This window comes from Macrococcus lamae (genome assembly GCF_004359545.1).
Lineage (GTDB): Bacteria > Bacillota > Bacilli > Staphylococcales > Staphylococcaceae > Macrococcus > Macrococcus lamae.
Genome location: NZ_SCWB01000005.1, coordinates 21,613 through 46,253, shown reverse-complemented (window position 1 = coordinate 46,253; position 24,641 = coordinate 21,613). Strand labels below are relative to the sequence as shown.

The 24,641-nt window shown below is 38.8% G+C and carries 23 protein-coding genes; 17 read left to right on the top strand and 6 right to left on the bottom strand.

Going from position 1 to position 24,641, the window contains the following annotated elements:
- Positions 1 to 109 precede the first annotated feature (109 nt).
- From ERX29_RS03975 to ERX29_RS03940, 8 genes are all read left to right on the top strand, one after another.
- The gene (locus ERX29_RS03975) at positions 110 to 2,146 is read left to right on the top strand and encodes a cation:proton antiporter (protein ID WP_133443402.1); all 2,037 of its coding nucleotides are present in this window, start codon (positions 110 to 112) and stop codon (positions 2,144 to 2,146) included.
- 69 nt (positions 2,147 to 2,215) lie between these two features.
- On the top strand, positions 2,216 to 3,082 hold the full coding sequence (locus ERX29_RS03970) for a DUF5068 domain-containing protein (protein ID WP_133443401.1): 867 nt from the start codon (positions 2,216 to 2,218) through the stop codon (positions 3,080 to 3,082).
- 63 nt (positions 3,083 to 3,145) lie between these two features.
- On the top strand, positions 3,146 to 3,439 hold the full coding sequence (locus tag ERX29_RS03965) for a hypothetical protein (protein WP_133443400.1): 294 nt from the start codon (positions 3,146 to 3,148) through the stop codon (positions 3,437 to 3,439).
- Positions 3,440 to 3,522: 83 nt separating this feature from the next.
- Positions 3,523 to 4,956 carry a Gldg family protein gene (locus ERX29_RS03960; protein ID WP_165981059.1) on the top strand — a complete coding sequence of 478 codons (1,434 nt, stop codon included), beginning with the start codon at positions 3,523 to 3,525 and terminating at the stop codon, positions 4,954 to 4,956.
- Between the two features lie 11 nt (positions 4,957 to 4,967).
- The gene (locus ERX29_RS03955) at positions 4,968 to 6,665 is read left to right on the top strand and encodes an immune inhibitor A domain-containing protein (protein ID WP_133443398.1); all 1,698 of its coding nucleotides are present in this window, start codon (positions 4,968 to 4,970) and stop codon (positions 6,663 to 6,665) included.
- Between the two features lie 181 nt (positions 6,666 to 6,846).
- On the top strand, positions 6,847 to 9,237 hold the full coding sequence (locus ERX29_RS03950) for an immune inhibitor A domain-containing protein (protein WP_133443397.1): 2,391 nt from the start codon (positions 6,847 to 6,849) through the stop codon (positions 9,235 to 9,237).
- Positions 9,238 to 9,381: 144 nt separating this feature from the next.
- Positions 9,382 to 9,921, top strand: coding sequence for a GNAT family N-acetyltransferase (locus ERX29_RS03945; RefSeq protein WP_133443396.1), 540 nt, complete (start codon positions 9,382 to 9,384; stop codon positions 9,919 to 9,921).
- Entirely contained in the window at positions 9,918 to 10,376 is a 459-nt protein-coding gene (locus tag ERX29_RS03940; protein WP_133443395.1) for a 2-thiouracil desulfurase family protein, read from the top strand. Before ERX29_RS03945 ends, ERX29_RS03940 begins: the two co-directional genes overlap by 4 nt.
- 7 nt (positions 10,377 to 10,383) lie before the next feature.
- Here the strand turns inward: ERX29_RS03940 and ERX29_RS03935 are convergent, their stop codons facing one another.
- Positions 10,384 to 10,950: an LOG family protein gene (locus tag ERX29_RS03935; RefSeq protein WP_133443394.1), complete on the bottom strand. Its 567-nt coding sequence runs from the start codon at positions 10,948 to 10,950 to the stop codon at positions 10,384 to 10,386.
- A gap of 52 nt (positions 10,951 to 11,002) precedes the next feature.
- Here ERX29_RS03935 and ERX29_RS03930 point away from each other — a divergent pair, with 52 nt between their 5' ends.
- Positions 11,003 to 11,476, top strand: a complete 474-nt coding sequence (locus tag ERX29_RS03930) for a GNAT family N-acetyltransferase (RefSeq protein WP_133443393.1) — start codon at positions 11,003 to 11,005, stop codon at positions 11,474 to 11,476.
- Here ERX29_RS03930 and ERX29_RS03925 read toward each other — a convergent pair.
- From ERX29_RS03925 to ERX29_RS03910, 4 genes are all read right to left on the bottom strand, one after another.
- Positions 11,465 to 11,917, bottom strand: coding sequence for a YaiI/YqxD family protein (locus ERX29_RS03925; protein WP_341777603.1), 453 nt, complete (start codon positions 11,915 to 11,917; stop codon positions 11,465 to 11,467). The genes ERX29_RS03930 and ERX29_RS03925 overlap by 12 nt on opposite strands.
- Before the next feature lie 3 nt (positions 11,918 to 11,920).
- A complete protein-coding gene (locus tag ERX29_RS03920; RefSeq protein WP_133443392.1) occupies positions 11,921 to 12,580 on the bottom strand; it encodes a hypothetical protein in 660 nt (219 codons plus the stop codon).
- 89 nt (positions 12,581 to 12,669) lie between these two features.
- The gene (locus tag ERX29_RS03915) at positions 12,670 to 13,089 is read right to left on the bottom strand and encodes a MarR family winged helix-turn-helix transcriptional regulator (protein ID WP_133443391.1); all 420 of its coding nucleotides are present in this window, start codon (positions 13,087 to 13,089) and stop codon (positions 12,670 to 12,672) included.
- A 183-nt stretch (positions 13,090 to 13,272) separates the two neighbouring features.
- Positions 13,273 to 14,115, bottom strand: coding sequence for an undecaprenyl-diphosphate phosphatase (locus tag ERX29_RS03910; RefSeq protein ID WP_133443390.1), 843 nt, complete (start codon positions 14,113 to 14,115; stop codon positions 13,273 to 13,275).
- Positions 14,116 to 14,253: 138 nt separating this feature from the next.
- On the opposite strand from ERX29_RS03910, the gene ERX29_RS03905 reads away from it, so the two are divergent.
- The 3 genes from ERX29_RS03905 to ERX29_RS03895 all read left to right on the top strand — a co-directional run bounded on the left by ERX29_RS03905 (position 14,254) and on the right by ERX29_RS03895 (position 18,387).
- Positions 14,254 to 15,846, top strand: coding sequence for an ABC transporter ATP-binding protein/permease (locus ERX29_RS03905; RefSeq protein WP_133443389.1), 1,593 nt, complete (start codon positions 14,254 to 14,256; stop codon positions 15,844 to 15,846).
- The gene (locus ERX29_RS03900) at positions 15,843 to 17,474 is read left to right on the top strand and encodes an amino acid ABC transporter ATP-binding/permease protein (protein ID WP_133443388.1); all 1,632 of its coding nucleotides are present in this window, start codon (positions 15,843 to 15,845) and stop codon (positions 17,472 to 17,474) included. The genes ERX29_RS03905 and ERX29_RS03900 overlap by 4 nt, the downstream gene beginning before the upstream one ends.
- A 61-nt stretch (positions 17,475 to 17,535) precedes the next feature.
- Positions 17,536 to 18,387, top strand: a complete 852-nt coding sequence (locus tag ERX29_RS03895; protein WP_133443387.1) for a DegV family protein — start codon at positions 17,536 to 17,538, stop codon at positions 18,385 to 18,387.
- A 21-nt stretch (positions 18,388 to 18,408) separates the two neighbouring features.
- Here the strand turns inward: ERX29_RS03895 and ERX29_RS03890 are convergent, their stop codons facing one another.
- A complete protein-coding gene (locus ERX29_RS03890; protein ID WP_133443386.1) occupies positions 18,409 to 18,849 on the bottom strand; it encodes a MarR family winged helix-turn-helix transcriptional regulator in 441 nt (146 codons plus the stop codon).
- Positions 18,850 to 19,049: 200 nt separating this feature from the next.
- On the opposite strand from ERX29_RS03890, the gene ERX29_RS03885 reads away from it, so the two are divergent.
- The 5 genes from ERX29_RS03885 (at position 19,050) to ERX29_RS03865 (ending at position 24,580) form a co-directional block, all read left to right on the top strand.
- Positions 19,050 to 19,949, top strand: a complete 900-nt coding sequence (locus ERX29_RS03885) for a CobW family GTP-binding protein (protein ID WP_133443385.1) — start codon at positions 19,050 to 19,052, stop codon at positions 19,947 to 19,949.
- A 21-nt stretch (positions 19,950 to 19,970) separates the two neighbouring features.
- Positions 19,971 to 20,861, top strand: a complete 891-nt coding sequence (locus ERX29_RS03880; protein ID WP_133443384.1) for an aldo/keto reductase — start codon at positions 19,971 to 19,973, stop codon at positions 20,859 to 20,861.
- A 139-nt stretch (positions 20,862 to 21,000) separates the two neighbouring features.
- Positions 21,001 to 21,747, top strand: coding sequence for a DeoR/GlpR family DNA-binding transcription regulator (locus tag ERX29_RS03875; protein WP_133443383.1), 747 nt, complete (start codon positions 21,001 to 21,003; stop codon positions 21,745 to 21,747).
- On the top strand, positions 21,744 to 22,670 hold the full coding sequence (pfkB, locus tag ERX29_RS03870) for a 1-phosphofructokinase (protein ID WP_133443382.1): 927 nt from the start codon (positions 21,744 to 21,746) through the stop codon (positions 22,668 to 22,670). The genes ERX29_RS03875 and pfkB overlap by 4 nt, the downstream gene beginning before the upstream one ends.
- Positions 22,667 to 24,580, top strand: a complete 1,914-nt coding sequence (locus ERX29_RS03865; RefSeq protein ID WP_133443381.1) for a PTS fructose transporter subunit IIABC — start codon at positions 22,667 to 22,669, stop codon at positions 24,578 to 24,580. Before pfkB ends, ERX29_RS03865 begins: the two co-directional genes overlap by 4 nt.
- Positions 24,581 to 24,641: the final 61 nt, after the last annotated feature.

Below are 24,641 nucleotides of genomic sequence, written 5' to 3'. Positions count from 1 at the left end.
TAAAAAACCTCCGTTTATTGTATAATAAAAACTATTCCCTTATTGAGTATGTATTAATCTTATAGAATTTGTATCTATTATATGATTCAGAAAAAATGAGAGGTGCGTCATGGAAAACTTTATTGTCATTGTCAGTTTCATTGTAGCTGTGATTCTCTCAGCTATTATCCATCATTATTTTAATAAAATACCACTAGTCTTTATTCAGATAGGTATCGGTATGTTGATTTTTCTAACACCGATTCCCATTCATCTGGAGTTTGAGCCGGAACTTTTCCTAATCGGTATTATCGCACCGCTGCTTTTTCTTGAAGGAAATCATGTTTCCCGAATTAACTTGCTGAAATATTTAAGACCAGTCATCTTAATGGCAATAGGTCTTGTATTTACTACTGTAATTGGACTTGGCTATATTATTCAGTGGCTGCTGCCGGCTATTCCGTTTGCTGCTTGTTTCGCTTTAGCCGCAATTATATGTCCTACGGATGCTGTTGCGGTCCAGGCGATTGCCAAAGGACGTAAACTGCCGAAAGGACTCATGACTATTCTCGGCGGAGAATCACTGTTGAATGATGCAGCAGGGATTTTAAGTTTCAATATTGCCCTTATCGCACTGACAACTGGACAGTTCAGCGCACAGGATGCTGTCATGCAGTTTATCACTACGACTATCGGAGGTCTGGTAATTGGGGCTATTATCGGAACAGCATTCGTGCAGGCACGTATGTGGCTCATCAGAACTGGTTTTTATAATGAATTTGTCTTTATTTTAATACAGTTGCTGACACCGTTCGTTATATACATGGTCGCAGAATCTTTCCACGTTTCAGGAGTCATTGCAGCAGTGATTGGTGGTCTGATTCACGGCATAGAACGCGATAGAATCAGCCAGGCAACCACACGGCTGCAGCTGGGCTATGACAATACATGGGGGCTGCTGTCCACCGTGATGAATGGCTTTGTCTTTACTATGCTAGGGTATATTATCCCGGAAGTAACAATGCACATGGTTAATACTGAATCAAGACATCTAGGTGAAATCACATTTTATACTTTTTTGATTGCACTTCTTGTGTATCTTTTTAGATTTGTCTGGGTCTTTATTTTGTATGATAAGTTTTTCATTCCAGTCAGTAGATTTGAAAGAATTTTGAATAACGAATCAGTGTCGACATCTGAGAAACGACCATCAAGATTTAAATACTCACTAATCGCAACGGTGTGCGGCGTTCATGGGACGATATCAATGGCTATTGCTTTGACGCTTCCAACTACTATCGTTAATCATCAGTCTTTTGCTACAAGAGACGATATGTTGTTTATCGCTGCCGGGGTCGTTATTATCAGTTTGATTGTTGCACAAATTAGTTTGCCGCTGCTAACAAGCTCTGAAGAAAGAATCAATATATCAAAGCTGTCATTCAGAGAAGCAAGAATGATGATGAAAGAGCAGGGACTTACTTATATTCACCGTAATACTGTCCTCGAAAACAGTGTTATAGCAAGTAATCTGACTCGTCAGTATGCGACTCAGATTAATTTCTTCAAGGAAGTAGATGACAACGAACAGAGCTTAAGAGAACTGTCCAGATTACAGGCGATTGCTATGAATACTGAGACGGAAACTCTGGATGAACTGATTCAGACAGGTAAAATCACCGAAAGCACATTTAACAATTATGTAATTTACGTAGAGCGAACAAGAAACTTTGCATCTTCCAGCTTTTTAGCGAAGTTATCCTTTATATTCAAAATGAGAAAGAGAAGAGCAAACTTTATAAATCAAATTAATGCAGCGAGTTCTTTATCATTTCAGAATAACTTACTTGAACTAGAAAAAGTTGCAAGAGTCGTTCATCATAAAATAGTTGAGCGGCTATCTAAGGAAATGGTAAGAAGCAATAAAATTGAGGTTGCAATGGTGTCAGACAGTTATTTAAATCGAATCAGTCAGCTTAATAGAAATGCTATGACTGAAGGTATTGATAACAATGAAACATTATTTGCACTCGACGTTTTGAATGTGGAGCGAGACTATGTTTACCAGTTAGCGCAAGCAGAAAAAATTTCACCGGAAGTAGCGGTTGAGCTTAGACAGTCAATTAATTATGATGAGATGGCTCTGTTAAGTTCACATGAACATTAATGAATTATTAGTTGAATGAAACCTTCTATGATAAAATTAAATTAAAGTAAGAGAAGGTGGAGAATTACAGTGAAACGACTTATAATCAGTGTAGTTACGGCGTCTATTGCGCTGACGGCTTGTGGTAGCAATGAAGACGAAAAATTAACTCAGGACATTAAAGCACTGGAGAAAGAAAAAGCTGCGACTCAAAAAAAATATGACACTCTTAAAAAAGAGAATCAAAAAAAAGATAAAGAAATAAAAGCTAAAGAAAAAGAACTGGCACAAATTAAAAAAGACAAAGAAGAAGCACTGAAAAAACAAATAGCTGAAGAAGAAAAACAAAAAGAAGAAGCGGCTAAAAAGCAGGCTGAACTCAAGAAAAAAGAAGCTGAAAAAGTAAAAGCCAACTCGGCCGTTAAATCCTTGATGCCTAATACGATAGAAGCATCCACAAATGGCAAAGCAAAACTAGTGATGAAACAAGATGATGTTCCTCTAGTACTTGAAGATAGTGGAATGAAAGTTGAAGTCGGACAGCTCCAGATTTTCAGCGTCACTAATATGCCGGAAGGTCAGGTACTGCTATTTGATGGTGCGACAGATGGTTTTGTCATTATGTATCAGGTTACTACTGAGAACACATCTGACCAGACTCTTTATTATAACAACAACACTAAATTTACTGCGGGAGATCATACTAAATTCTCCGACTTTGCCTCATTTATCCCGAGTGACTACCAGGAAATGAGTATGAAGAAAAGTCAGACTAATTTCAATGAGTACATGCCTCATGAAAAGACGACAAGCTACAAATCGATCGCCATTTCCAGCACAGATTATGAAATGCTTAAAAAAGGCAGGGCAACGCTTGTGATACAAGGTGGAATCTCTACTGATAAAACATTTAACAATAAAACAGAAAAGACTTCAGATACGTATTCCTTCAAATAAATGTTTGTGTAATTTGGAGTTTGGGAATTTATAGAGAAACTTGTTGAGAAGAGGTAGATGGCAATGAATGAAGAAAAATTTGTACTAATTGAAAACCAATCGATGACATTGAATGAACTGGCACGTGAGCTTGAATCTATTACGGGTTATACTGTGAAAGACAGTTTCGGCGATGTGAACAGGATTGTAGCGCAGAAGCCTAACTTTGATGACGATTTTGAAAGTTTTCTTGTGACATATGAATTTCATGAATCAGACGATATTGTAGATGCAACAATCACTACACCTCGTGATGAAAATGTAAATTTGAAGACAGAAGCTGTTAAATTACGACTGCTTTCTTATAAATCAAGATAATAAATGTTTTAACACTTTAATTAAACATGATTATTTGTTTAATTAAAGTGTTAATTTTTTATTATACTCAATGGAGAATTATTATGAAAAAATTATTGCTGATGGCGGTGCTGCTAGTTACCGGAGGCTGCAGCGAAGAACGACAATCATTTAATGAATCACCTTCTGTTTTATTTGATACAGCTCATGGTGAAACAGCAGGAGAAGCGGACTGGGTCATCGATGGTGCTTTTTCTGACTTTGCTGCTGCTTTGAAGAAATCCGGGTATGATCTGAAACAGTCGAAGGTCGATGACAGAATAACATATGACTCACTGAAATCATATGAAATGTTTGTACTGGCTGAACCGAATATCCCTCTCAAAGAAAGCGAGCAGACGGCTCTTAAACAATATGCAGAAAATGGCGGCAGTATACTGTTCATCAGCGATCATTATAACGCTGACCGCAATATGAACCGTTTTGATGCATCTGAAGTACTCAATGGATACCGGAGAGGTGCATATGGTGATCCAGCAAAAGGCATGACAGACAGTGAACGGAACTCAGCAATGATGGCTGACATCTCCTCGAGTGATTTCTTAAGCGATACGTTCGGCGTGAGATTCCGTTATAACGCAATTGATGATGTGACAATGACGACGATGAAAGATGCTTTTAATATCACTAAAAATGTTCATAAAGTCACAATGCATGCAGGTTCAACAGTAGCAATAACTAATCCAGCGCAAGCTCAGGGACTTGTTTATCTTCCTGAACTGACGAACCGCGATCGCTGGAATCATGCTGTCGATCAAGGCGTTTATAACGGGGGTGGTGAAGATGAAGGACCATTCATTGCCATCAGTAAAGCAGGAAAAGGAAAAGCAGCCTTCATCGGTGATTCTTCTATTATTGAAGATGCAACACCGAAATATGTACGTGAAGATAACGGGAGAGAAAAGACGACTTACGATGGGTTTAAGGAGTCTGATCACGAAAAACTTCTCATGAATCTTGCAAAGTGGTTGACGACTCAGGAAGATTACACAACATTTGAGCATAATGATAATAAGAAAACACCACTGCTCAAGATGGAAGAACCTGCTCATTCCACTGAACCGAAGAAGGAACCATGGGCAAATCCTGGCGCAGGCTATTTATGGTACGACCGCAACACTTTTGCCGAAGGAAGTTACGGTGCATCACAACAAGAGAGAGCGAACAGTACATCATCAAATAATATTCAAATATTAAGTCCCTCTGTTGCTGCGCCAAAAGAAAATATTCAGATTAAAGTCAGAACAGATAAAGCTGTTCCTACTAAAATCGCAATCGTCATGAAAAATAATCAGCACGTCGGTTTATTTAATGGACGTCCGCCAGGCGAGTCAAACGCTTATACTCCAAAACATTATGATCAATACTACGAATGTTATTTCAATGGCCGTATTGCAAGAGAAGCAGAAGGACAACTGACAATTCAAGTGATCCAGAATAATAAGATTACCGCTACAAAAACGCTGAATCTTGAATAGGAGCATATCATATGAAAAAAATAATAATAGCAGCGCTGTTATTTTCTCCGTTTACTATGTATATCGCCCATGCAGAAAGCGATTACAGCAATACGAAGACGAACGGCGAAAAAGTTCAGTTTGAAAACAGCGAAAAGGTTAAAATAAACGCACCTGTCATATCTGCTAATGAATTTTCGCGTTCGACTTCCATCCCTGAATTTAAACCAAGAAAATACAGGGGTAAAGTAAGAAATGAACATGTTCTAGTAGTACTCATGGATTTTTCAGATAGTAAACAATCGACTTTAACGAAAAATGATACTCATAACTATTATGACAATTATACGAAGTCCTATTACAATCAACTATTTTTTGGAAATACGTACACTGCCCCTGATAAAAAATCATATAACACACTAAAGTCTTACTATCAACAAGCATCGGGAAATAGCTTGAATATTAAAGGACAGGTGACAGGATGGTACCGGGCAAAAAAACCTTTAAAATATTATGGATCCGGTGAAGATAAAAATGTCGGTGAATTAATAATGGAAGCGGCAGAAAAAGCGGCAAAAGACCCAAAAGTAAAGATGACTGATTATGATCGATACGATTATTATGATCTGGATAAAGACGGCAATATATATGAGCCGGACGGTCTTATTGATAAACTGGTCGTTATTTTTAGTGGTGTCGGCGAAAGTGAAGGCGGCGGTAAGCTGGGCAGCTGGTCAATCTGGGAACATGTCAGTGAAGTTCCGTTTACAGATCGTGGTAATCCTAAAACTATTATTGGTACCAAAAGTAAATATTCAAGTTTTTACAAAAAACGTTTAGCTGTTGCTGAATATGGTGTAATGGCAGAAGATAGTACAGTCGGTACGCTTGCCCACGAGTTTGGCCATATGTTAGGTCTCATAGATGAATACGATGTTTCTCCGAGTTCGGTCGATCATGCAGGAGAACCTGTCCGTTACTGGTCTTTGATGAGCTACGGAGCTGATGCCGGAAAAATTCACGGGACCATGCCTGTTGGTATGAGTCCTCTTGCTAAGTCGGATTTACAGCAGCTATACGGCGGAAACTGGACGCTTGGTACAGAAATCAATTACCGGTCTATTGATTCAGCAGGCAAAGAATTTTTACTTGATCAAGCAGGAATCAAAGGGTCAAACAATGATGTGATTAAAGTCAATCTGCCGCCTGTAAAAAAAGTTCGTGCAGGAAAAGTTAAGCGCTATAATCAATATTATCTACTTGAATGGCGTAACCATAATGGTCTGGATAAAGGACTGGGTTCAATCTATGATCCGTTCGGTCGCAATAAATATGGCAAAGGTCTTATCATATGGTATGTCAATGAATCTTATGAAGATAATGGTAATCTAAAAAACCATCCAGGGAAAAGCCTCCTCGGTGTAGTGGATGCTAATCAAAAACCGATTGTTGCTAAGGGCGGGTATAGTCCAGTCACGGATACTCAAATATATGATGCAGCATTTAACACGCGGGATTATGGCAACTATAATTCAAGTGCAGATTACTATTTTAAGAAACCTTCAACAAAGCCCGTTACAACGTTTAAAGACAGCAATTATACTCAGCAGTCATTGAATCAATTAACGCTTCGTGAAGCCGGCAGAGTGTTACCTCAGCTAGGTCTTAAAATTAAAGTAGTTGATCAGAATAATGAGGCTACAGTCGCTAAAATCAAAATCTATAGATAAGTCGTATGCATATCATTATTTATGATGATGTGCATATTTTTGATGAATAAATATACTACTTTAAACATTTCTGTAACATAATATTAATATCAGAAAATTCAAATAGTTATTTACATTTCTCATCATTCTCTACATAATATATATAAGTAAGTCAATATTCTATGATATCGGGGGAAGATGAATGAAGAAAAAAGCGGTAGTGTCATCATTACTTGCATTAAGCTTAGGGGTGTCGGGTCTTGGGTTAACAAGCGGTGCTGCTTATGCAGATGAAGCGTTAAAAGAAAATACAAAACAGCATTATACAGGTGCAAATTTTGACAGCGTCATCGCTAACGAAGAGCGCCTGATTAAAATGTTAAAAGACGAAGGTGTCATCAGTAAAGATGCATCTCGTTCAGAAGCTGAAAAAGCAGTTTCAGCATATTTAAAAGCCAGACATAACAATACTGAAACTAAAGTGAAGAACGAAGGTAAGTTCATTAAGAAATATAAAGAAGTGAACGAGAAAAATAGTAATGGTAAACGCAGCAAGTATACAAAAGGCAAAGGCAATAAAAAGGGTCATGCTAAAAACTTGAAACCTGTTGTGGAAGAAAACTATACAGGTGAAAAACGTACTGATAAAGTGCTAATTTTAGCAATTGATTTCCCGGATTATCAGAACTCTACAATTACTAAAGAAGAAACAGATATGTTTTATGAAGATTATCCAATGAGTCACTTCCAGAACATGGTCTTTGGGGAGAATGGCTACAAAGGACCGAACGGCGAGAACTTGATCAGTATGAAACAGTTCTACCAGAATCAATCTGGCGGCAGCTATGATGTCGACGGACAAGTTCACGGCTGGTACAAAGCAAAACATGAAGCAAAATACTATGGCGGAAATTACCCGACTGTTGATGATAGTGATGGCAGACCGAAAGAGTTAGTTAAAGAAGCACTTGAACAAGCGGCAAAAGATCCAAATCTTAACCTTGCTGATTATGATCAGTGGGACCGCTATGACTTAGACGGTGATGGTGTACTGAATGAGAAAGATGGTATCGTCGATCACGTTATGATTATCCATGCATCTCCTGGTGAAGAAGCAGGCGGTGGTAAATTAGGTCCTGATGCGATCTGGTCGCATAGATGGAGTCTGAACTTCACGAATACAGGCGAACCATATACGATTCCTGGAACAGCATCTGGTCAGAAACAGTTCGGTGGAAAACTCGCTGTCATCGATTATACAATTCAACCTGAAGATGGAGCTGCCGGTGTATTCTCACATGAATACGGTCATGACCTAGGATTGCCGGATGAATATGATACTATTTACTCTGGTAAAGGTGAACCAGTATCATTCTGGTCTATTATGTCAAGCGGAAGCTGGGCTGGTAAAATTCCAGGAACAGAACCAACTGGATTCGATGCTTACATGAAAGAACAGCTTCAGGATATGCATGGTGGTAACTGGCAGACAGGTACTGAAATTAATGCAGATGAAGTGACTTCAACACCTGAAGAATTCTTATTAGATGAAGCGACAACTAAAGGAACTAATAACGATGCAATTCGTGTTAATCTACCTGATAAAGTAACAGATGTTGTAAAACCGGCTGAAGGCGAAAAAGCTTACTTCAGTGGTGCTGGGGATGACTTAACAAATTCTGCAGCAGCAACTGTTGACTTAACTGGTAAAACATCTGCTGACTTTACGTTCAAAGCTTGGTATGACATTGAAAAAGGTTATGACTACGCATATGTTCAAGCATCAACAGATGGCAAAACATGGACAAACTTAGCAGGTAACATTACAAATAATGATGATCCTGATGGTTCAGGTGCTAATGCAGGTAACGGTATCGATGGACAAAGTAACGGCTGGGTAGATGCAAAGTTCAACCTCGATGCCTACGCAGGTAAAAAAGTACAGTTACGCTACTTATATGTAACAGATGGCGGCTATACTGCTCCTGGTTTCTATGCAGATGATATTAAAGTGACAGCAGACGGCGCTGAAGTATTCGCTGATAACGCTGAAGGAGATGCGAAGTTCGAATTAAATGGATTCTCATTAAGCGATGGCAAGAAATATAGTAAGAACTATTACTTATTACAATGGAGAAGTCATAATAAAGTAGACGAAGGACTTGCTCATATTCCTAGAGGCGGTACATTAATGAGCTTCAATACTGGATTGAACGTATACTATGTAGACAACAGCTATACAGATAATCATGTAGGTAAACATCCTGGCTACGGCTTCATTGGAATCGTTGATGCAGATCAGAACGCTCTTAAATGGGAAGGAACAACTCCTTCAGTAGCATCTACTCAGTATCAAGTACGCGATGCTGCATTCAGCTTGACACCACAAGATCCACTCAGCTTAAAACTTGCTGATGGTTCAACGTTAGTAGATAAAAATTTAAAAGCTAACCCATTGTTTGATGACTCTAAAGATTACTCTAACCCAGAACAGCCTCATGCTGGTAAAATCTTACCTAATACAGGCTTGAAAGTTCAAGTAGTTGGTGAATCTAAAGATAAATCAACTGGGAAAATTGTAGTCTACAAGTAAAAGAAAGTTATAAAAACTAAATATTATAGCTCTGGATGCTTTTTTCTACCACACCGCATTGTGTTGGTCGAAAAAAGTTACCAGGGCTTTTTTAGCTTTTGCAGGAGTTGCTTTTTGCTATAATGATAAAAAGGGGTGGGATGGATGATCTATATTGAAACAGAGCGATTGAAGCTGAGAGATTTTAAGATGGATGATCTGCAGAAGTTCAAGGAGATGAACGTCGATCCGGATGTAAGAAAATATTTTCCTGATATCATGAGTTTCAAACGTTCTGAAATGGCTTTCAGGCAGATGCAGAAAGAAATTGATACAACTGGCCTTGGATTGTATGCTGTTGAAGAAAAATCGGGAGGTCAGTTTATCGGATTTATTGGCGTACAGTATATGGAAGCCACCCGTCTCTATAACCTTGACATCATGCCATGTTACGAAATCGGCTGGCGTCTCGTTAAATCAGCCTGGGGTAAAGGTTATGCAACAGAAGGGGCTGAGGCAGTACTAGGATATGTGAGACCAAGAGTAAAACTGCCCATCTACAGCTTTACCAGTATTCAAAATCAACCGAGTATGAATGTGATGGAAAAAATAGGACTTAAAAGGATAAAGACATTCAAACATCCATTGATCGATTCACGCCATCCAATGAACTTACAAGTTCTATATAAGGATGTGAAAGAGTGATATTGATCAGCAGCTGCTTAATTGGTGAGGAAGTAAGGTATGATGGCAGACACCAGTTGAATCCGACATTAAAAGCGCTTGTTGATAAAGGGAAAGCAACCGCTGCTTGTCCTGAGTTAATGGGTGGACTGCTGATACCTCGAGAACCAGCCGAAATCATCGGAGGAAGTGGAGTAGATGTATGGAATAATACAGCTAGAGTGGTAACGTGTTCCGGTAAAGATGTTACAGAACAATATAAGATGGGTGCTAAACGGTTTCTAGAAATTTGTGAAAGCCAAAATGTTAAAACAGTTATTCTGAAAGATAATAGCCCAAGTTGTGGATCAGATGCAATATATGACGGTACATTTTCCGGCGAAAAGCTTAATGCGCCAGGTGTAACAACAGCACTGCTGATGGCTCATGGTATACAAATATTTAATGAGAGAAATTTTTTAAACCAAACGTTATGATCCTTAATTAAGAATCGTAACGTTTGGTTGGAACATGTTTATAGTGATTCATTTCATTGATTAGTTCTCTAGGATGGTCATTAAAGAGAGCAATATTCAGCTGGTGGCTGTCAATAAAACCTTGCTTACTTATGTCACTCAGCATGAGTCTTAAAGAATCATAAAAACCAGCTGTATTTAACACTCCGATAGGTTTACGATGCAGGCCGATCTGAGCCCAGGTGAAAACTTCAAAAAATTCTTCCAGAGTACCGGCACCACCTGGCATCATAATGAAACCATCAGCCATATCAGCCATCATTTTTTTACGTTCATGCATCGTTTCAACGATATGTAACTGTGTAATTCCGGTATGAGCTATTTCTCTGCTATGTAGAAATTCAGGAATTACACCGATAACTTCACCGCCATGCGTTAGAACGCTGTCTGCGATAATACCCATCAGACCGACTTTTCCCCCTCCGTAAACTAGAGTAATCCCTTGAGAGGCAAGATATTCGCCAAGGCGTTCGGCATTTTTCTCATAAACTGGGGCACCAGTGCGTGAACCACAAAATACAGCGACTGTTTTCATAAAAACCTTCCTTTTGTATGATATGATATGACTATTGAAATGAGGTGTTACAATGCTAAGAATTATGCAGGTTGATTCTTCAATGGAAATTACGTTTGACGATTACAGGTTATCTTTCAAGCAGATGTTCTTTGCTGGTCATCCGCGCTATATCATTAATCGAAAACGCTCGAGTTACTTTCCTTTCATTATCTTGAAAGATGATGAAATTATCGGTGCATTTGCACTGGAGAGAGGAACAATTTTATTACGGATGAATGCCCCTCGAACTGCCATTTATCTCAGAGGACTATCGATTGACAGCAGACATCAGGGAAAAGGATATTTCAAACAAGTGCTTAAACTGATAGAACAATATATAAGAGAACAGGATAATGATATCACTACGTTGTACTTAATGGTCAATGTCAACAATGACCATGCTTATTACGCCTTTATCAAATCCGGCTTTAAGGATAAACAGATGATAGTAAAACAAGGTTTCTCTTCTCTTAAAGTGCTTGCTAAAACATTATCATCGCTGTGACTCAATCATCGACTGCAATATATTTTTAAACGTCTTCTTATTCTCTGCAGTGAATTTGCCTGGTCCTTTTGTTCTTATACCAGCTTGTCTCATCTGACTGGACTGGTGACGAATCATCAGTAGTTGATTAATATTGTCAGGGGTATAGAGATAACCGTTATGGTGCATGACGGTCACGTTTTTGTTCAGCAGCAGACTTGCCAGCCCGTAGTCCTGAGTAATGACAATATCATCTGGAACCGACAGCTGAACAATTTTGTAGTCGGCACTGTCGGCGCCTTCATCTACGTAATAAATTTTGACGAAATCCGGATAGACATAATGAGAAAAATGATTGAAGTTCTTTACAAGGAGAACTTCAATCATTTTTTGCTGTGCGACGTCTATCACTTCATCAATGACTGGCGAAGCATCGGCATCGACAATTATTCGCTGGATCACTGCTTAATATTTTCCGCGTCTTCTTATTTGCTCAGCCATCTGTAATCGATGTTTGTCAAATAATGGTTCATGTCTTTCTTCCTCATATTCATGAGAGAGAACGCGGTCATTTATATAGTCATTCACATCGTGAAAAGCTTGATCTGTCATCTGCTGTTTAACGACTTGCTGATGAACAAACTGTGTCGCTTGTTTATTGCCGAGTGGCATTTTCTTTTCTCGCTTTTCTGCTGCTTTCATAACTTTTACCATTTCTTTCTGACGCTGTTTATTCGCTTTTTCTTCTTCAACATGGCGTTTTTCGATACTTTTCGCAAGTTTCTGGTTCATTTTTTCTTCATGCTTAATTTTCTTCTTCTCTGCATATTCATGTTCGAACGTCACTTTCTTTTCCTGCAGATCATGTGTAGTCTGAGAAATAAATGAAGCAGTCTTTACAGTTTTATCTTTAGCATTAACTGCCTTATCAGATACTTTATGACCAGCTGATACAGCTTTATCTTTAGTAATCACTACAAGATCTTTTGAAGTGGATAAAGTATGCATCGTTCTGTTGCGCATTCTGATATAGTCATGATTCTGTTTCAGACGATGACGTTCTTTAATGAGTGGAACGAGAATAACGGCTCCAACATTGACAGCTGTCTTAATTTTCTGGTTCATGATAATCTCTCCTTGTGATGAAACTGAATACTTTGTTCCTACCCTCATTATAAACACAATAAACGGTCCCGCATAGCACAGGACCGCTCTTAATAACGCATATTGCTGACAATTTTCCGGGTGATATGCATCAATGTAGTATATTCTCTTGGAGTAAGACTTGAAAAAGCGAGAACTTCTTCAGGAATGTGATTCAACTGTATAATCAGTTCATGTCCTTCATCTGTCAACCGCATCTGGACAATTCTTTCGTCCTGCTTCATTCGTTCACGTTCAATCAAACCACGGGCTTCCATCTTCTTGATAATAGGCGTAATAGTTCCCGACTGAAATGCAAGTTTTTCTCCAAGCTGGAGAACCGGAGTAGGACCAGATTCAAGCAGTACCATTAAGACAAGATAATGCTGATAACTCAGATTGTATGGTTTCAGTTTAATTCTGTTGTAATATTTTATAACTTCTCGCTGGACAAGATATAGGCGGTAAGCAACACTGGATTCTTTTGTCATATTTACTCCTTTATGTATTTTTGCATTTAAAATAATATTTTAATAATAACATGCAGAAGAATGAAGATAAAGCTATATTACTGTAATACATTAAAAAGTTAAAATATTTTACTATTTTATACAAAAATGGAGCAACAAAATAACACAGTACTATCAAGAAATATGATAGTACTGTGTTATTGGTTATATATGTCTGCCGATACCGAAACCAAAATAAAGGATTGCGATAATAGCAACAAGTACAAGACGATATATGGCAAAAGGAATTAGCTTGATTCGCCCAATCAGTTCAAGGAACAAACGGATAGATAATAACCCGAAGATAAATGCAGCAATAAAGCCGACAATGTAAAACCAGATCGTGTCGCTGGTTATATACTGATAGTTGCTGAGCAGACTTTTAGCACTCGCCGCCGCCATGATAGGTACCGCCATAATAAATGTGAAATCTGAGGCACCTTTATGACTCATCTTAGTTAACACTCCGGCGGAAATAGTAGAGCCTGATCGCGAGAAACCCGGCCATAACGCAAGAACTTGTGTCAGCCCGATGATAAGTGCCTGTTTATGAGTAATGCCATCAACAGAAATCGGGTTCTTGACCTTTCTTGCATATAAATCTGCAACGATCATCAGGACTGCTCCTAGAGCGAGTCCGACTAAAACTGTCGGAACTGAAAATAAATGCTCATCAATGAAGTCATCGAATAACAAACCTGCAATTCCTGCAGGCAAAAGCCCGATAAAGACATGAGATAATTTAAGGCGATGCTCGCTTTTCGCATTTTTAACGCTCAGCATTTCGATAAATCGATGTCTGAAAATCCAGGCAGCTGCAAATATGGAACCGAGCTGAATGACAATCTTGAAAGTATTGGCAGACTCTTTGGAACCTAATACTTCACTAGAGTGTAACCACATATCATCTACTAAAATTTGATGCCCTGTTGAAGAGATCGGAGCAAATTCTGTCAAACCTTCAACGACTCCCAGAATAAATGCTTTGATTAATTCAAATAATTCCATCAAGTAACCACCTTTTTTTATGAACTGAATACTTTCAAAAGTATATCACAATGAATGAGTTTTCTCCCCTAAAATATACAATCATATTCCTTTAGTTTTAATACAAAACCTTTATAATACTAGGTAGGATGTGATAATGTGAAATACTTAACAAAGTTATCTGGACGTTATATTTATTTGCACTGTTTGATGATTATTTCGGCAATTCTATTGTCAGTTGTGATTATTCTGCAAAGTATGCAGATTGGCAAAATTATCGATAGTGTTCTTTTAAAACATCATATAAATTTTGAATTTGTCATAGTAACAGTTCTCCTTATACTTATTGCACGAAGTGTTCTTCAAACATTACTGAAAACATTTGGCGTGACATTAAGTGGAAAAATTAAGTCACTGCTGCGAAAAACATTGATCAACAGTAAAAAAAGTACAGCTGAGTCGTTAAATTTAGCGACAGAAGGAATAGAAGGCATAGATAGTTTTTACGGCGATTATTTGCCGCAGGTTTATCGTTCTACTTTCATTCCTCTGGCGATCATGATATTTTTGATGTTCTTTCATCGTAATGCAGCATACATTATGCTCATAACGGCACCTTTTATCCCTATCTTTTATATTATTATTGGCATCAATACATCGAAGAAAGCCACTGAACAGATGACTGCTTTGAATCAGTTTTCTGCCTATTTCCTTGATGCCATAAGGGGAATTGTCACCATAAAGTTATTCAACTATGAATCAAACGTCAAACAAGCTATTCATAATAAATCTCAGGCATTTAAAGAGAAAACGCTCATTATATTAAGAACAGCTTTTTTGTCCACATTGATGCTTGAATTCATCTCAATGCTGTCAATTGGAATTATTGCACTTGAAATCGGTCTTGGATTGATTGTCTTCCACACTATTTCATTTTATACAGCTGTAGTGACGTTGATGCTTGCGCCAGAATTTTATAATTCACTTAAAGATCTAGGCATGGCATTTCATACCGGCAAACAATCAGAGGGTTATGCAGAACTACTGAATTATGAAAAGCCGGAAACGATTATAAGAACTGCGGAACAAAGAACAACGATTGCCGGCAATTTCAAAGTAGACTATAAACATTTTGCTATGTCGGTAGATGAAGAATTTGAGTTGAAGGAAATGGTCATTTTCGGACCGAGTGGCGCTGGGAAATCAACGTTTGCTAAAGTCATTGCAGGTGTCATTGAAGAAGGGCATGGTTATATAAATCTGCCCGAAGACTGTGTAAATAATATCGCCTATATGGCTCAGCAGCCGTTTGTCATGAGTGAATCGATCATCAATAATATAACGATGTTCAATGAGCATTCATTCGACGAGATTGTTGCTGCTGCTAAATCTGTTAATATGCACGACCGTATTATGGCATTCACGGAAGGCTATGAAACAAAGATCGGCGCTGGCGGAGAACAGTTATCCGGCGGAGAAACACATCGATTGATGTTAATGAGAATACTGTTGAACCCCGCTAAAGTGATTATTTTTGATGAACCGACTGCGATGCTCGATCATGAGACTGAACAGCTGATTAAAAAGGCCATTGAACAGCTGAAGAAGACATCGACGATATGGACAATCGCTCATCAAAGAGAAACGATTAAAAATGCACCCTATTTGTTGTTAATCAATGACGGAATGCTTGTTAAAGGAACACATGAAACGATGCAAGTCCAGCCATTCTATAAGGCGGTGTTAGCATGAGAATCATCAATAAAGAAACAAGACGTGCTTTAACGATTGCTATAATTATCGGCACAATTGGAGGACTGACTGCAATCGGGATGTTCAGTCTCAGCGGATTGATGCTGTCAAGAAGCGCTTTTAAGGTACCGCTCTATACGCTGACAATACTTGTTGCAACGATTAAATTGTTTGGAGTACTTAGAGCATTTGCCCGTTATTTTGAAAGACTGATCAGTCATGAAGCAACGTTTACGATGCTGAAAGATATTAGAGTTGAGACATTCGATCGGTTAATCAGTGACTTTGTTAATCTTCATTCTAAATGGCAGCTGTCGACGCTGCTTGAACGGACGGTTAACGATATCGAAAAACTTCAGAATATACTGCTCAGAGTCATCTATCCGCCGGTTGTCGCAATGCTGACTACTGTTGTGGTCTGTGTGATTTATTCATTTTACAGTGTAGAGTCAGTGGTTGTTATCATAATTGCAATGACCATTATTTTAGGTATCCTGCCGTTTATATTCAGCAGTTTTATGGCTCGATTGACGAAACTGACACAGCATACCCGTTCAGCTTTTATGAAACGATTGACTGATTATCAGCTCGGTCGTGAAGATATCAATGTATTTGATCAGCGTGGTCATTATGTAAAAATGCTCAATCAATCACAGGAACATTATGAAGCATCACTTATGAAGGAAAAACGTATGAATATTACCTATGACTTTTTGCTCAATTTGATAAGCATGCTTGCTATATGGGGTGTACTGTATGTAGTAGCAGACAGCTCAAATGTAATAATGTATGCAAGTATCGTCATGGTAACTATTACGCTGTTTGAACTTGCTATTCCGATGACTAACTTTCCTTTCTATCATCAGGAAACTAAGCAGGCTCTTGCTCATATAGAATCATTGTCTGCTGGCAGCGACCAGCAGGGTGATGTTTTGACTCAAATTTTCCCTGTTGAACTGAATGATGTCAGATTCACATACAATGATCAGCAGCGACCGACACTTAACAATATTACGATGAGAATAATTCAAGGTCAGAAAATAGGAATTATCGGCGGCAGCGGTTCCGGGAAAACGACATTGCTGCATTTAATTGCCGGACTGTATGAAAGCGAGCAGACGGTTGCTGGTAAATCAATGAGTAGTATTGACCGCGAAGCATATTTTAAACAGCTAAATGTTATGCAGCAGCATAATCATTTTTTCCAGGGAACTATCCAGGAGAACTTATTCAGTGATGATAGAGCAGAGATAGAAAGCTATCTGAATCACTTTAATCTGCCTTTTCATGCTGATACTGAAATCAATGAATTTGGTGCTCAGTTATCAGGCGGCGAGCGCAGACGACTTCATTTTATCAGATTACTGATGAGACGAAGTCCACTATGGCTTTTAGATGAACCGTTCAATGGAGTGGATGTTCACAATAGAAATTTAATGCTCTCTACTTTATTACATTTAGATGCGGCTGTCATATTAATTAGCCATGAAGTGGAACTGCTCAAGGATTTTGATATAATTTATGTGATACATGAAGGTCGGTTAACAGCTGCTGGATCGTATGACGAAGTGATGAACAATCCTCTAATTTCTGAACGGTTCAGTCGTGTAAAAGAGTTGATGGTATAGAAATATTATTATTCATTGCAAATAAAATATGATATGATGAAAAAAATAATGGGGGTATATAATGGAAAAACTTGCATGGTTAGTTGACACAGCAGCAGGCTTTACAGATGAAGAGATTGAACGACATCCTTTATTTATTGTACCAATGGGTGTCATTTTAAATGGTACACATTATGTTGATCAGGAGGAACTTTCGACTCAACGTTTCTATGAATTACTTAATAAGCATGGTGAAGGCGCGAAAACAACACAGCCTAATTTTCAGTCAATGCTTGAAACGTATGAAGCTATTAAGCAGGATGGGTACGACTCAGTTATTGCAGTTCATCCTTCAGGCGAACTCACAGGGTCTTTTCAGAATTCGGTAGCGGCAAGCAGTGAAGTGGATATTAAATCTACTGTCATCGATTCAAGAATCGGAGCATTTCCTTATAAACAGATGGTTGTCGAAGGTATGAAGGCAGCTGAAGCAGGAAAATCATTTGATGAGATTGTTGAACTGGTTAAGACATTTCCTGAAAAAGGTCAACTGCTGCTGCAACCGAAAAGTCTGCATCAGCTGAGAAGAAGCGGGCGTTTAACTGCCTCTCAAAGTTTTCTTGCGGGACTACTTAATATTCAGCTCGTATTACATTTTGAAGACGGCAAAGTCATGCCGCTTGAAAAGGTAAGAACAAAGAAAAAAGTAATGGAACGAATGCTTGCAGTAGTCGATGAGAATATAGCAGAACATCAGCTGACCGAAATCTCTGTAATGCATGCAGGAGACATCGAAGAAGCAAGAAAATATATGGAAGCTATTAAAGAAAGGCATCCTGCACTGACGATTTATGAAGAACCTCTTGTACCTGTTGCTGGTGTTCATACGGGTTATGGGACAGTAGGAATAGGCTGGTTAAGCGTAAAAAAATAAACCCTGGCATAAAGCCCGGGTTTAATTTTTTGCATTCGTCATATTATTGATTAATTTATCTAGTAACGCTTTTAAATCGGAGAACTCGTTATCTGTCAGGTCTGCCGCTTCCTGCACGACTTCTGTACAGTCTTCAAGATCTTTCTGCATAGATTTGCTCTTATCTGTCAAGTAAATAAATACTTCACGCTGGTCAAGCTCTGAACGTTCCCGTTTAATTAAGTTATTTGATTCCATACGTTTTAACAGGGGAGATACAGTGCCTGTATCAAGGGCAAGCTCTGTAACAAGTGTTTTAACATTAACAGGTGAAGACTCCCATAGTATGGATAATACGAGATACTGAGGATAAGTAAGATTATGTTTTTTAAAGATTTTGTTCGAAAAATAACGGTTCATCTGACGCTGTGCATTATATAGACTAAAACATAGTTGTTTATCAAGCTTTAAATTATTGGTCATTCATTTCCTCCGACTGAAAAAAGTATTTATTGATCATATATTGAATATGAGAATTTTGTATATTTGAATAATAATTTAACGGTGCAAAATATGTCACTAACATAACATATTACAAAGAAGTGGACATTTCAAGTAATAACGCATATAAAAATAGTCAAAGCTTAAATTTAATATTTTATTATTGAAAGGCTGTTATCAATATGGAAAAAGTGCAACTCTATATCATCAGTGGATTTTTAGGAAGTGGAAAGACCACTCTGCTGTTAAATTTATTAGCACAGTGGCAAGACAAGAAAGTAGCTATTCTAATGAACGAATTTGGTGGTTTTAATGTTGATTCTAAAATCATCGGCGATAATGTTCCGATGAACGAACTGTTAAATGGATGTATTTGCTGCGATTTAAAGAGCGATGTTGAAGTACAGCTTCATGATATCAGACATCGTCACCATCCAGATGTTATCATTATCGAAGCAACAGGTGTAGCGCATCCCGTTGAAATATACGATGCTTGTACAGCGCCGTCATTAACAGAGTGGATGGCTATTAAGGCAGTAATAACGCTTGTAGACGGTCCGAGATTTCTAGAGCGTGATCAATACAGTATAACAACAAAACGTCTTATGGAAGAACAAGTTCAATATGCTCATATTGTTTTACTTAATAAGTGTGATCTTCTGACTGAAGAAGCTGTTAAACAGTTGAAAGATGATATCTCGGAACTTAATAATCAATCGCAGATTATCAGGACGCAATATGCGCGGATTGATAGATCAATATTGGCAGTAGACGGTGAAATGCTTAAATCCAAGAACTATAGTCATCCTGGGATCCAATCACTGGTCTATACATTTACAGGTCCAGTAAGCAGCAGACGTTTCGTTGACTGGCTAAGGGAACTACCGTCTTCTATACTAAGAGTCAAAGGTTTTATAAAGTTTCAAGAAAATCCGCAGCAGGTCGTTCTATTTCAATATGCATACGGCATTCCACAGTATGAGCCGGAAATAATGAATATGCCGCTGAAGTTAGTGATTATCGGAGAGTCACTCAATAAAAGCAAAATTCTCAATCAGCTTGATCAACTGCAGTTCAGCTAAAAACTTAAATGAGGTGTTGTCATGAGTGAAATGGTACCAATGTCAGATGTTATCCAGGGATTCTGGCGTCTAACAGAATGGAATTATAGTAAAGAAGAAACCAATTATATGCTGCATCAGCTGATTGACAAAGGAATTACAGCGATGGATCATGCTGATATATACGGCAGCTACCAATGTGAAACACTGTTCGGGGAAGCGTTAAGCTTAACACCGGAAATTAGAAAAGAAATGCATATCATCACAAAGTGCGGCATTGTACTGCCTTCTGAAATGATGGGATTTAACTCTCATAAATATGATTATTCTGAGAAACATATTACGGCTTCTGTTAATAGAAGTTTGAAAGAACTGCATGTTGATGAAATAGATACTTTGCTCCTTCATCGGCCGTCACCGTTAATGGATCCATTTGAAGTGGCGGGTACACTAAGAACATTACAGCAGCAAGGAAAAGTAAGACAATTCGGTGTTTCTAACTTTAAATACCATCAATATGTTCCATTCAAAGAAGCGATGGACAATCAAAACTTGATTGTCGCGGTAAACCAGCTTGAAATATCAGCTGCTGAACTTGAAAATCTGGAAGATGGTACGTTGAACTGGATGCTTAAAGATAACGTATCGATTATGGCATGGAGTCCTCTTGGAGGAGGAAAATTATTTGACAGAGACAATCAGTTGACGGCACCTGTTTTAGATGTACTTGAAGAAATCGCTCAAAAACATCTAACAACAACTGATGTGATTGCGTATGCCTGGCTTTATCACATGCCGTATCGTATTAAACCGATTGTCGGATCTCGATCTATAGCGCGCGCGGATATTGCTGTAAAGGCGAAAAATGTCGAATTATCAGATGATGAATGGTTTGAAATTTATAAGCAGCGATTAGGACGAGATATATTATAACTTTACAATTTACAGAGAAGCAGAACACTAAATAAGTTCTGCTTCTTTTTTTGATAAATGTATTTGAACGTTTTTGAATGTTTATGGTTGACTTTTGAAAACGGTGACATTAATATAAAGTGGTAAAGGAGCTGATGATATGCTGACAATAGAGCGGCATGATACGATTTTAAGTCTGCTCAGCACTCATGAAGCCGTATCGCTGCAGCTGCTAATGGATGAAACGAACAGCAGCGAATCTACTATTAGACGTGATTTATCGACTTTGGAAAAAGAAGGTAAGCTTATTCGTGTTCATGGTGGAGCAAAGCGCACGGTTGAAAAGCACCGCGATATTGCACTGTCAGTAAAGACGACAAAGTTTGTGGCTGAAAAGAATGATATTGCCAAGCAGGCAGCCGCACTTGTTCAGGATAATGATTGTATTTATCTCGATGCAGGAAGTACAACACTTGCTATGATTCCTCATCTGAATCAACAGCATTTGACAGTTGTAACCAATGGTCTGACTCACGTTCCGCCGCTTGTTGAACAAGGGATAGAAGTCTATATGGTCGGTGGCTATGTGAAAAGCAGCACTTACGCTCATGTAGGGGTACAGGCACGGACGATGCTTGATTCATTCAGTTTTGACAAAGCATTTATGGGAGCGAATGGTGTAGATCTAATCCATGGATTGACAACACCTGACATAGAAGAAGCAGCTATTAAAACTGCAGCTGTAAGAAAGAGTAAGCACAGCTACTTTCTAATTGATGATTCGAAGTTTGATGAAACGACTTTTGCTAAAATCTGCGATCTTGAAGATGTCCAGCTGATTACAAATAAAACCAATCCTTTCTACGCTAAATATAAAGCTTATATTAAACAGGGAGGTACAAAATGATTTACACAATAACTTTGAATCCATCCATTGATTATGTCATGTTTACATCTCAATTTGAGCTTGGCGCATTGAACCGTGCCGCGACGACTTATAAGTTTGCAGGTGGAAAAGGCATCAATGTCTCCCGTGTACTTAAAGAACATAAAGTTGACTCTGTTGCACTCGGTTTCATCGGCGGATTTCCCGGGGAATTCATTAAAGAAGAACTAAAAAAAAATAGTATTCAAACTGATTTTGTAGAAGTTGATGGGGACACGCGAATCAACGTCAAGCTGAAAGGCAGTTCTGAAACAGAAATCAATGCATCGGGTCCCGATATTACAAAAGTACAGGAAGCTCAGTTCCTAAGACAGCTGGAACAGCTGACAAATGAAGATATAGTGATTATCGCAGGCAGCGTACCTGGAACGATTGATCCATCAATTTACAGTAAAATTGCAGAACGCTGTAAAGACAGAAATATTAAGTTCGTTGTTGATGCAGAGAAGACATTGCTGCAATCAGTGTTGAATTTTAAACCTGAGTTTGTAAAACCTAATAAAGTTGAACTGGAAGATATGTTCGGCGAAAAATTGACTGATGACTCGGCTATTGTTGATAGTGCGAGAAAGTTGATGGCACAAGGAGCAAAAATGGTGCTTGTATCTCTTGGAGGTGACGGAGCTATTCTTGTGACACAGTCACTTGTACTGAAAGCGGAAGTTCCGAAAGGGCAGGTGATTAACACTGTCGGTTCGGGCGATTCTACAGTTGCAGGAATGGTTGCCGGACTCGCGAACAATGAACCGCTGGAAGACTGTTTCAGACGTGCGATTGCGTCTGGCACAGCGACAGCATTTACTGAAGATTTAGCAGAACAGCACGATATTGACAGAATGCTTGAACAAATTACGATAACGAAATTACTGGAGGTTAACAGATGAGAATTACAGATTTACTGACAGAGTCTACTATTGCCATGGACCTTAGAGCTTCTTCTAAAGACGCAGTCATCAATGAACTAGTTGATACATTATGGTCAGCAGGTAAATTAAATGATAAAGAGAACTACCGAGAAGCTATATACGCCCGCGAAGCACAAAGTACAACAGGAATCGGCGAAGGAATAGCCATTCCACATGCGAAGACAAATGCCGTTAAAACACCTGCCATTGCTTTTGGTAAATCCAAGATAGGTGTGGACTATCAATCACTTGACGGGACACCTGCCCATTTATTCTTCATGATTGCAGCACCAGCAGGCGGCGCACAGACGCATTTAGATGCGCTTGCGAAATTATCCGGGATATTAATGAATGAAGATGTGCGAGAAGAACTTCTCAATGCAGACTCCAAAGAAGAAGTACTGTCTATCATTGATGCCCATGACGAACCGGAAGAACCTCCAGTTCAAGCGGCCGTATCACAAAATAATAAAGAGGATTTAATACTTGCAGTCACTGCCTGCCCGACAGGCATTGCACATACTTATATGGCGGCTGACTCACTGAAGAATAAAGCCGCGAAAATGGGCGTGCCTATTAAAGTGGAAACGAATGGTTCTGGTGGTGTAAAAAACAAGCTGACTGATGATGAAATCAGAAGAGCGAAAGGAATTATTGTAGCAGCGGATGTCAATGTGGATACTGCTCGGTTTAACGGGAAAAACGTTGTTATGGTACCTGTAGCAGATGGCATCAAACGTCCGGAAGAACTTATTACTATGGCACAAGATGATTCAAGACCGAAGTTTATTGCTAAAGGTGGATCCAATACAAGTGACAGCGGAGAAAGAAAAGGATTCTACAAACATTTAATGAGCGGCGTCTCAAACATGTTGCCATTCGTTGTGGCGGGCGGAATATTAATGGCTCTTGCTTTTATGTTCGGTATTACATCATTTGATCCGAAGGCAGACGACTATCATCCGTTTGCTGAAGCACTATGGTCAATCGGTAACGGTGGTGCCTTTGCGTTAATGATTCCAATATTAGCCGGCTTCATTGCAATGAGTATTGCAGACCGGCCAGGTCTTGCTCCAGGGATGGTCGGTGGTATGCTTGCAGTAAGTGGAGGATCCGGATTCCTTGGTGGGTTGATTGCTGGCTTCCTTGCCGGATATTTAGTACAGGGAATTAAAAAATTATTGAGTATTTTACCTCAAGCGTTTGAAGGAACTAAGCCTACATTGTTATATCCGTTATTAGGGGTTTTAAGTACTGGGCTTATTATGTACTACATCATTAATCCTCCGACTAAATGGTTAAATGAGTGGATGAATACAACTCTAAGCGGCATGAGTGGTACAAACATAGTATTATTAGGACTAGTATTAGGTGGTATGATGGCAGTCGATATGGGTGGTCCTATCAACAAAGCATCTTATGCTTTTGGTATTGCAGCTATTGCTGGAGAAAATTATGCTCCAATTACAGCTGCGATGATTGGTGGTATGGTACCGCCTTTAGCTATTGCAGTATCTATGATGATATTCAAGCGTAAATATACAAAGACACAACGGGGTTCAATTTTGTCAAACTTAGTGATGGGAGCTTCTTTTATCACTGAAGGCGCTATTCCATTTGCAGCTGCGGATCCACTTCGTGTCATTCCTTCAATGATTGCAGGTAGCGCAACAGCTGGAGCACTGGCGATGGCATTCGGCTGTCGTATACCTGCGCCTCATGGTGGTTTATGGGTAGCGGGACTAGATATGAATCACATAGGTGGGTTCCTGCTTTCATTATTAGTAGGTATATTGATTTCAGCAGTCATCTACGGTTTAATTAAACCTAAGTTATCAGAAGAAGAAATTGCTCAGGAAATAGATACGGAACGTGCAGCAGAAGCTTAATCATGTAAGAGCACAAACTCAGTTAAGGCTGAGTTTGTTTTTTTGTCTATGTTATTATTTG

Bases quoted from the DNA above. Each gene is read 5' to 3' on its own strand.
- ERX29_RS03975 (WP_133443402.1), top strand. From the start codon at position 110: ATGGAAAACTTTATTGTCATTGTCAGTTTCATTGTAGCTGTGATTCTC.
- ERX29_RS03965 (WP_133443400.1), top strand. From the start codon at position 3,146: ATGAATGAAGAAAAATTTGTACTAATTGAAAACCAATCGATGACATTG.
- ERX29_RS03960 (WP_165981059.1), top strand. From the start codon at position 3,523: ATGAAAAAATTATTGCTGATGGCGGTGCTGCTAGTTACCGGAGGCTGC.
- ERX29_RS03955 (WP_133443398.1), top strand. From the start codon at position 4,968: ATGAAAAAAATAATAATAGCAGCGCTGTTATTTTCTCCGTTTACTATG.
- ERX29_RS03950 (WP_133443397.1), top strand. From the start codon at position 6,847: ATGAAGAAAAAAGCGGTAGTGTCATCATTACTTGCATTAAGCTTAGGG.
- ERX29_RS03945 (WP_133443396.1), top strand. From the start codon at position 9,382: ATGATCTATATTGAAACAGAGCGATTGAAGCTGAGAGATTTTAAGATG.
- ERX29_RS03935 (WP_133443394.1), bottom strand. From the start codon at position 10,950: ATGAAAACAGTCGCTGTATTTTGTGGTTCACGCACTGGTGCCCCAGTT.
- ERX29_RS03930 (WP_133443393.1), top strand. From the start codon at position 11,003: ATGCTAAGAATTATGCAGGTTGATTCTTCAATGGAAATTACGTTTGAC.
- ERX29_RS03920 (WP_133443392.1), bottom strand. From the start codon at position 12,580: ATGAACCAGAAAATTAAGACAGCTGTCAATGTTGGAGCCGTTATTCTC.
- ERX29_RS03915 (WP_133443391.1), bottom strand. From the start codon at position 13,089: ATGACAAAAGAATCCAGTGTTGCTTACCGCCTATATCTTGTCCAGCGA.
- ERX29_RS03910 (WP_133443390.1), bottom strand. From the start codon at position 14,115: ATGGAATTATTTGAATTAATCAAAGCATTTATTCTGGGAGTCGTTGAA.
- ERX29_RS03900 (WP_133443388.1), top strand. From the start codon at position 15,843: ATGAGAATCATCAATAAAGAAACAAGACGTGCTTTAACGATTGCTATA.
- ERX29_RS03895 (WP_133443387.1), top strand. From the start codon at position 17,536: ATGGAAAAACTTGCATGGTTAGTTGACACAGCAGCAGGCTTTACAGAT.
- ERX29_RS03890 (WP_133443386.1), bottom strand. From the start codon at position 18,849: ATGACCAATAATTTAAAGCTTGATAAACAACTATGTTTTAGTCTATAT.
- ERX29_RS03885 (WP_133443385.1), top strand. From the start codon at position 19,050: ATGGAAAAAGTGCAACTCTATATCATCAGTGGATTTTTAGGAAGTGGA.
- ERX29_RS03880 (WP_133443384.1), top strand. From the start codon at position 19,971: ATGAGTGAAATGGTACCAATGTCAGATGTTATCCAGGGATTCTGGCGT.
- ERX29_RS03875 (WP_133443383.1), top strand. From the start codon at position 21,001: ATGCTGACAATAGAGCGGCATGATACGATTTTAAGTCTGCTCAGCACT.
- pfkB (WP_133443382.1), top strand. From the start codon at position 21,744: ATGATTTACACAATAACTTTGAATCCATCCATTGATTATGTCATGTTT.
- ERX29_RS03865 (WP_133443381.1), top strand. From the start codon at position 22,667: ATGAGAATTACAGATTTACTGACAGAGTCTACTATTGCCATGGACCTT.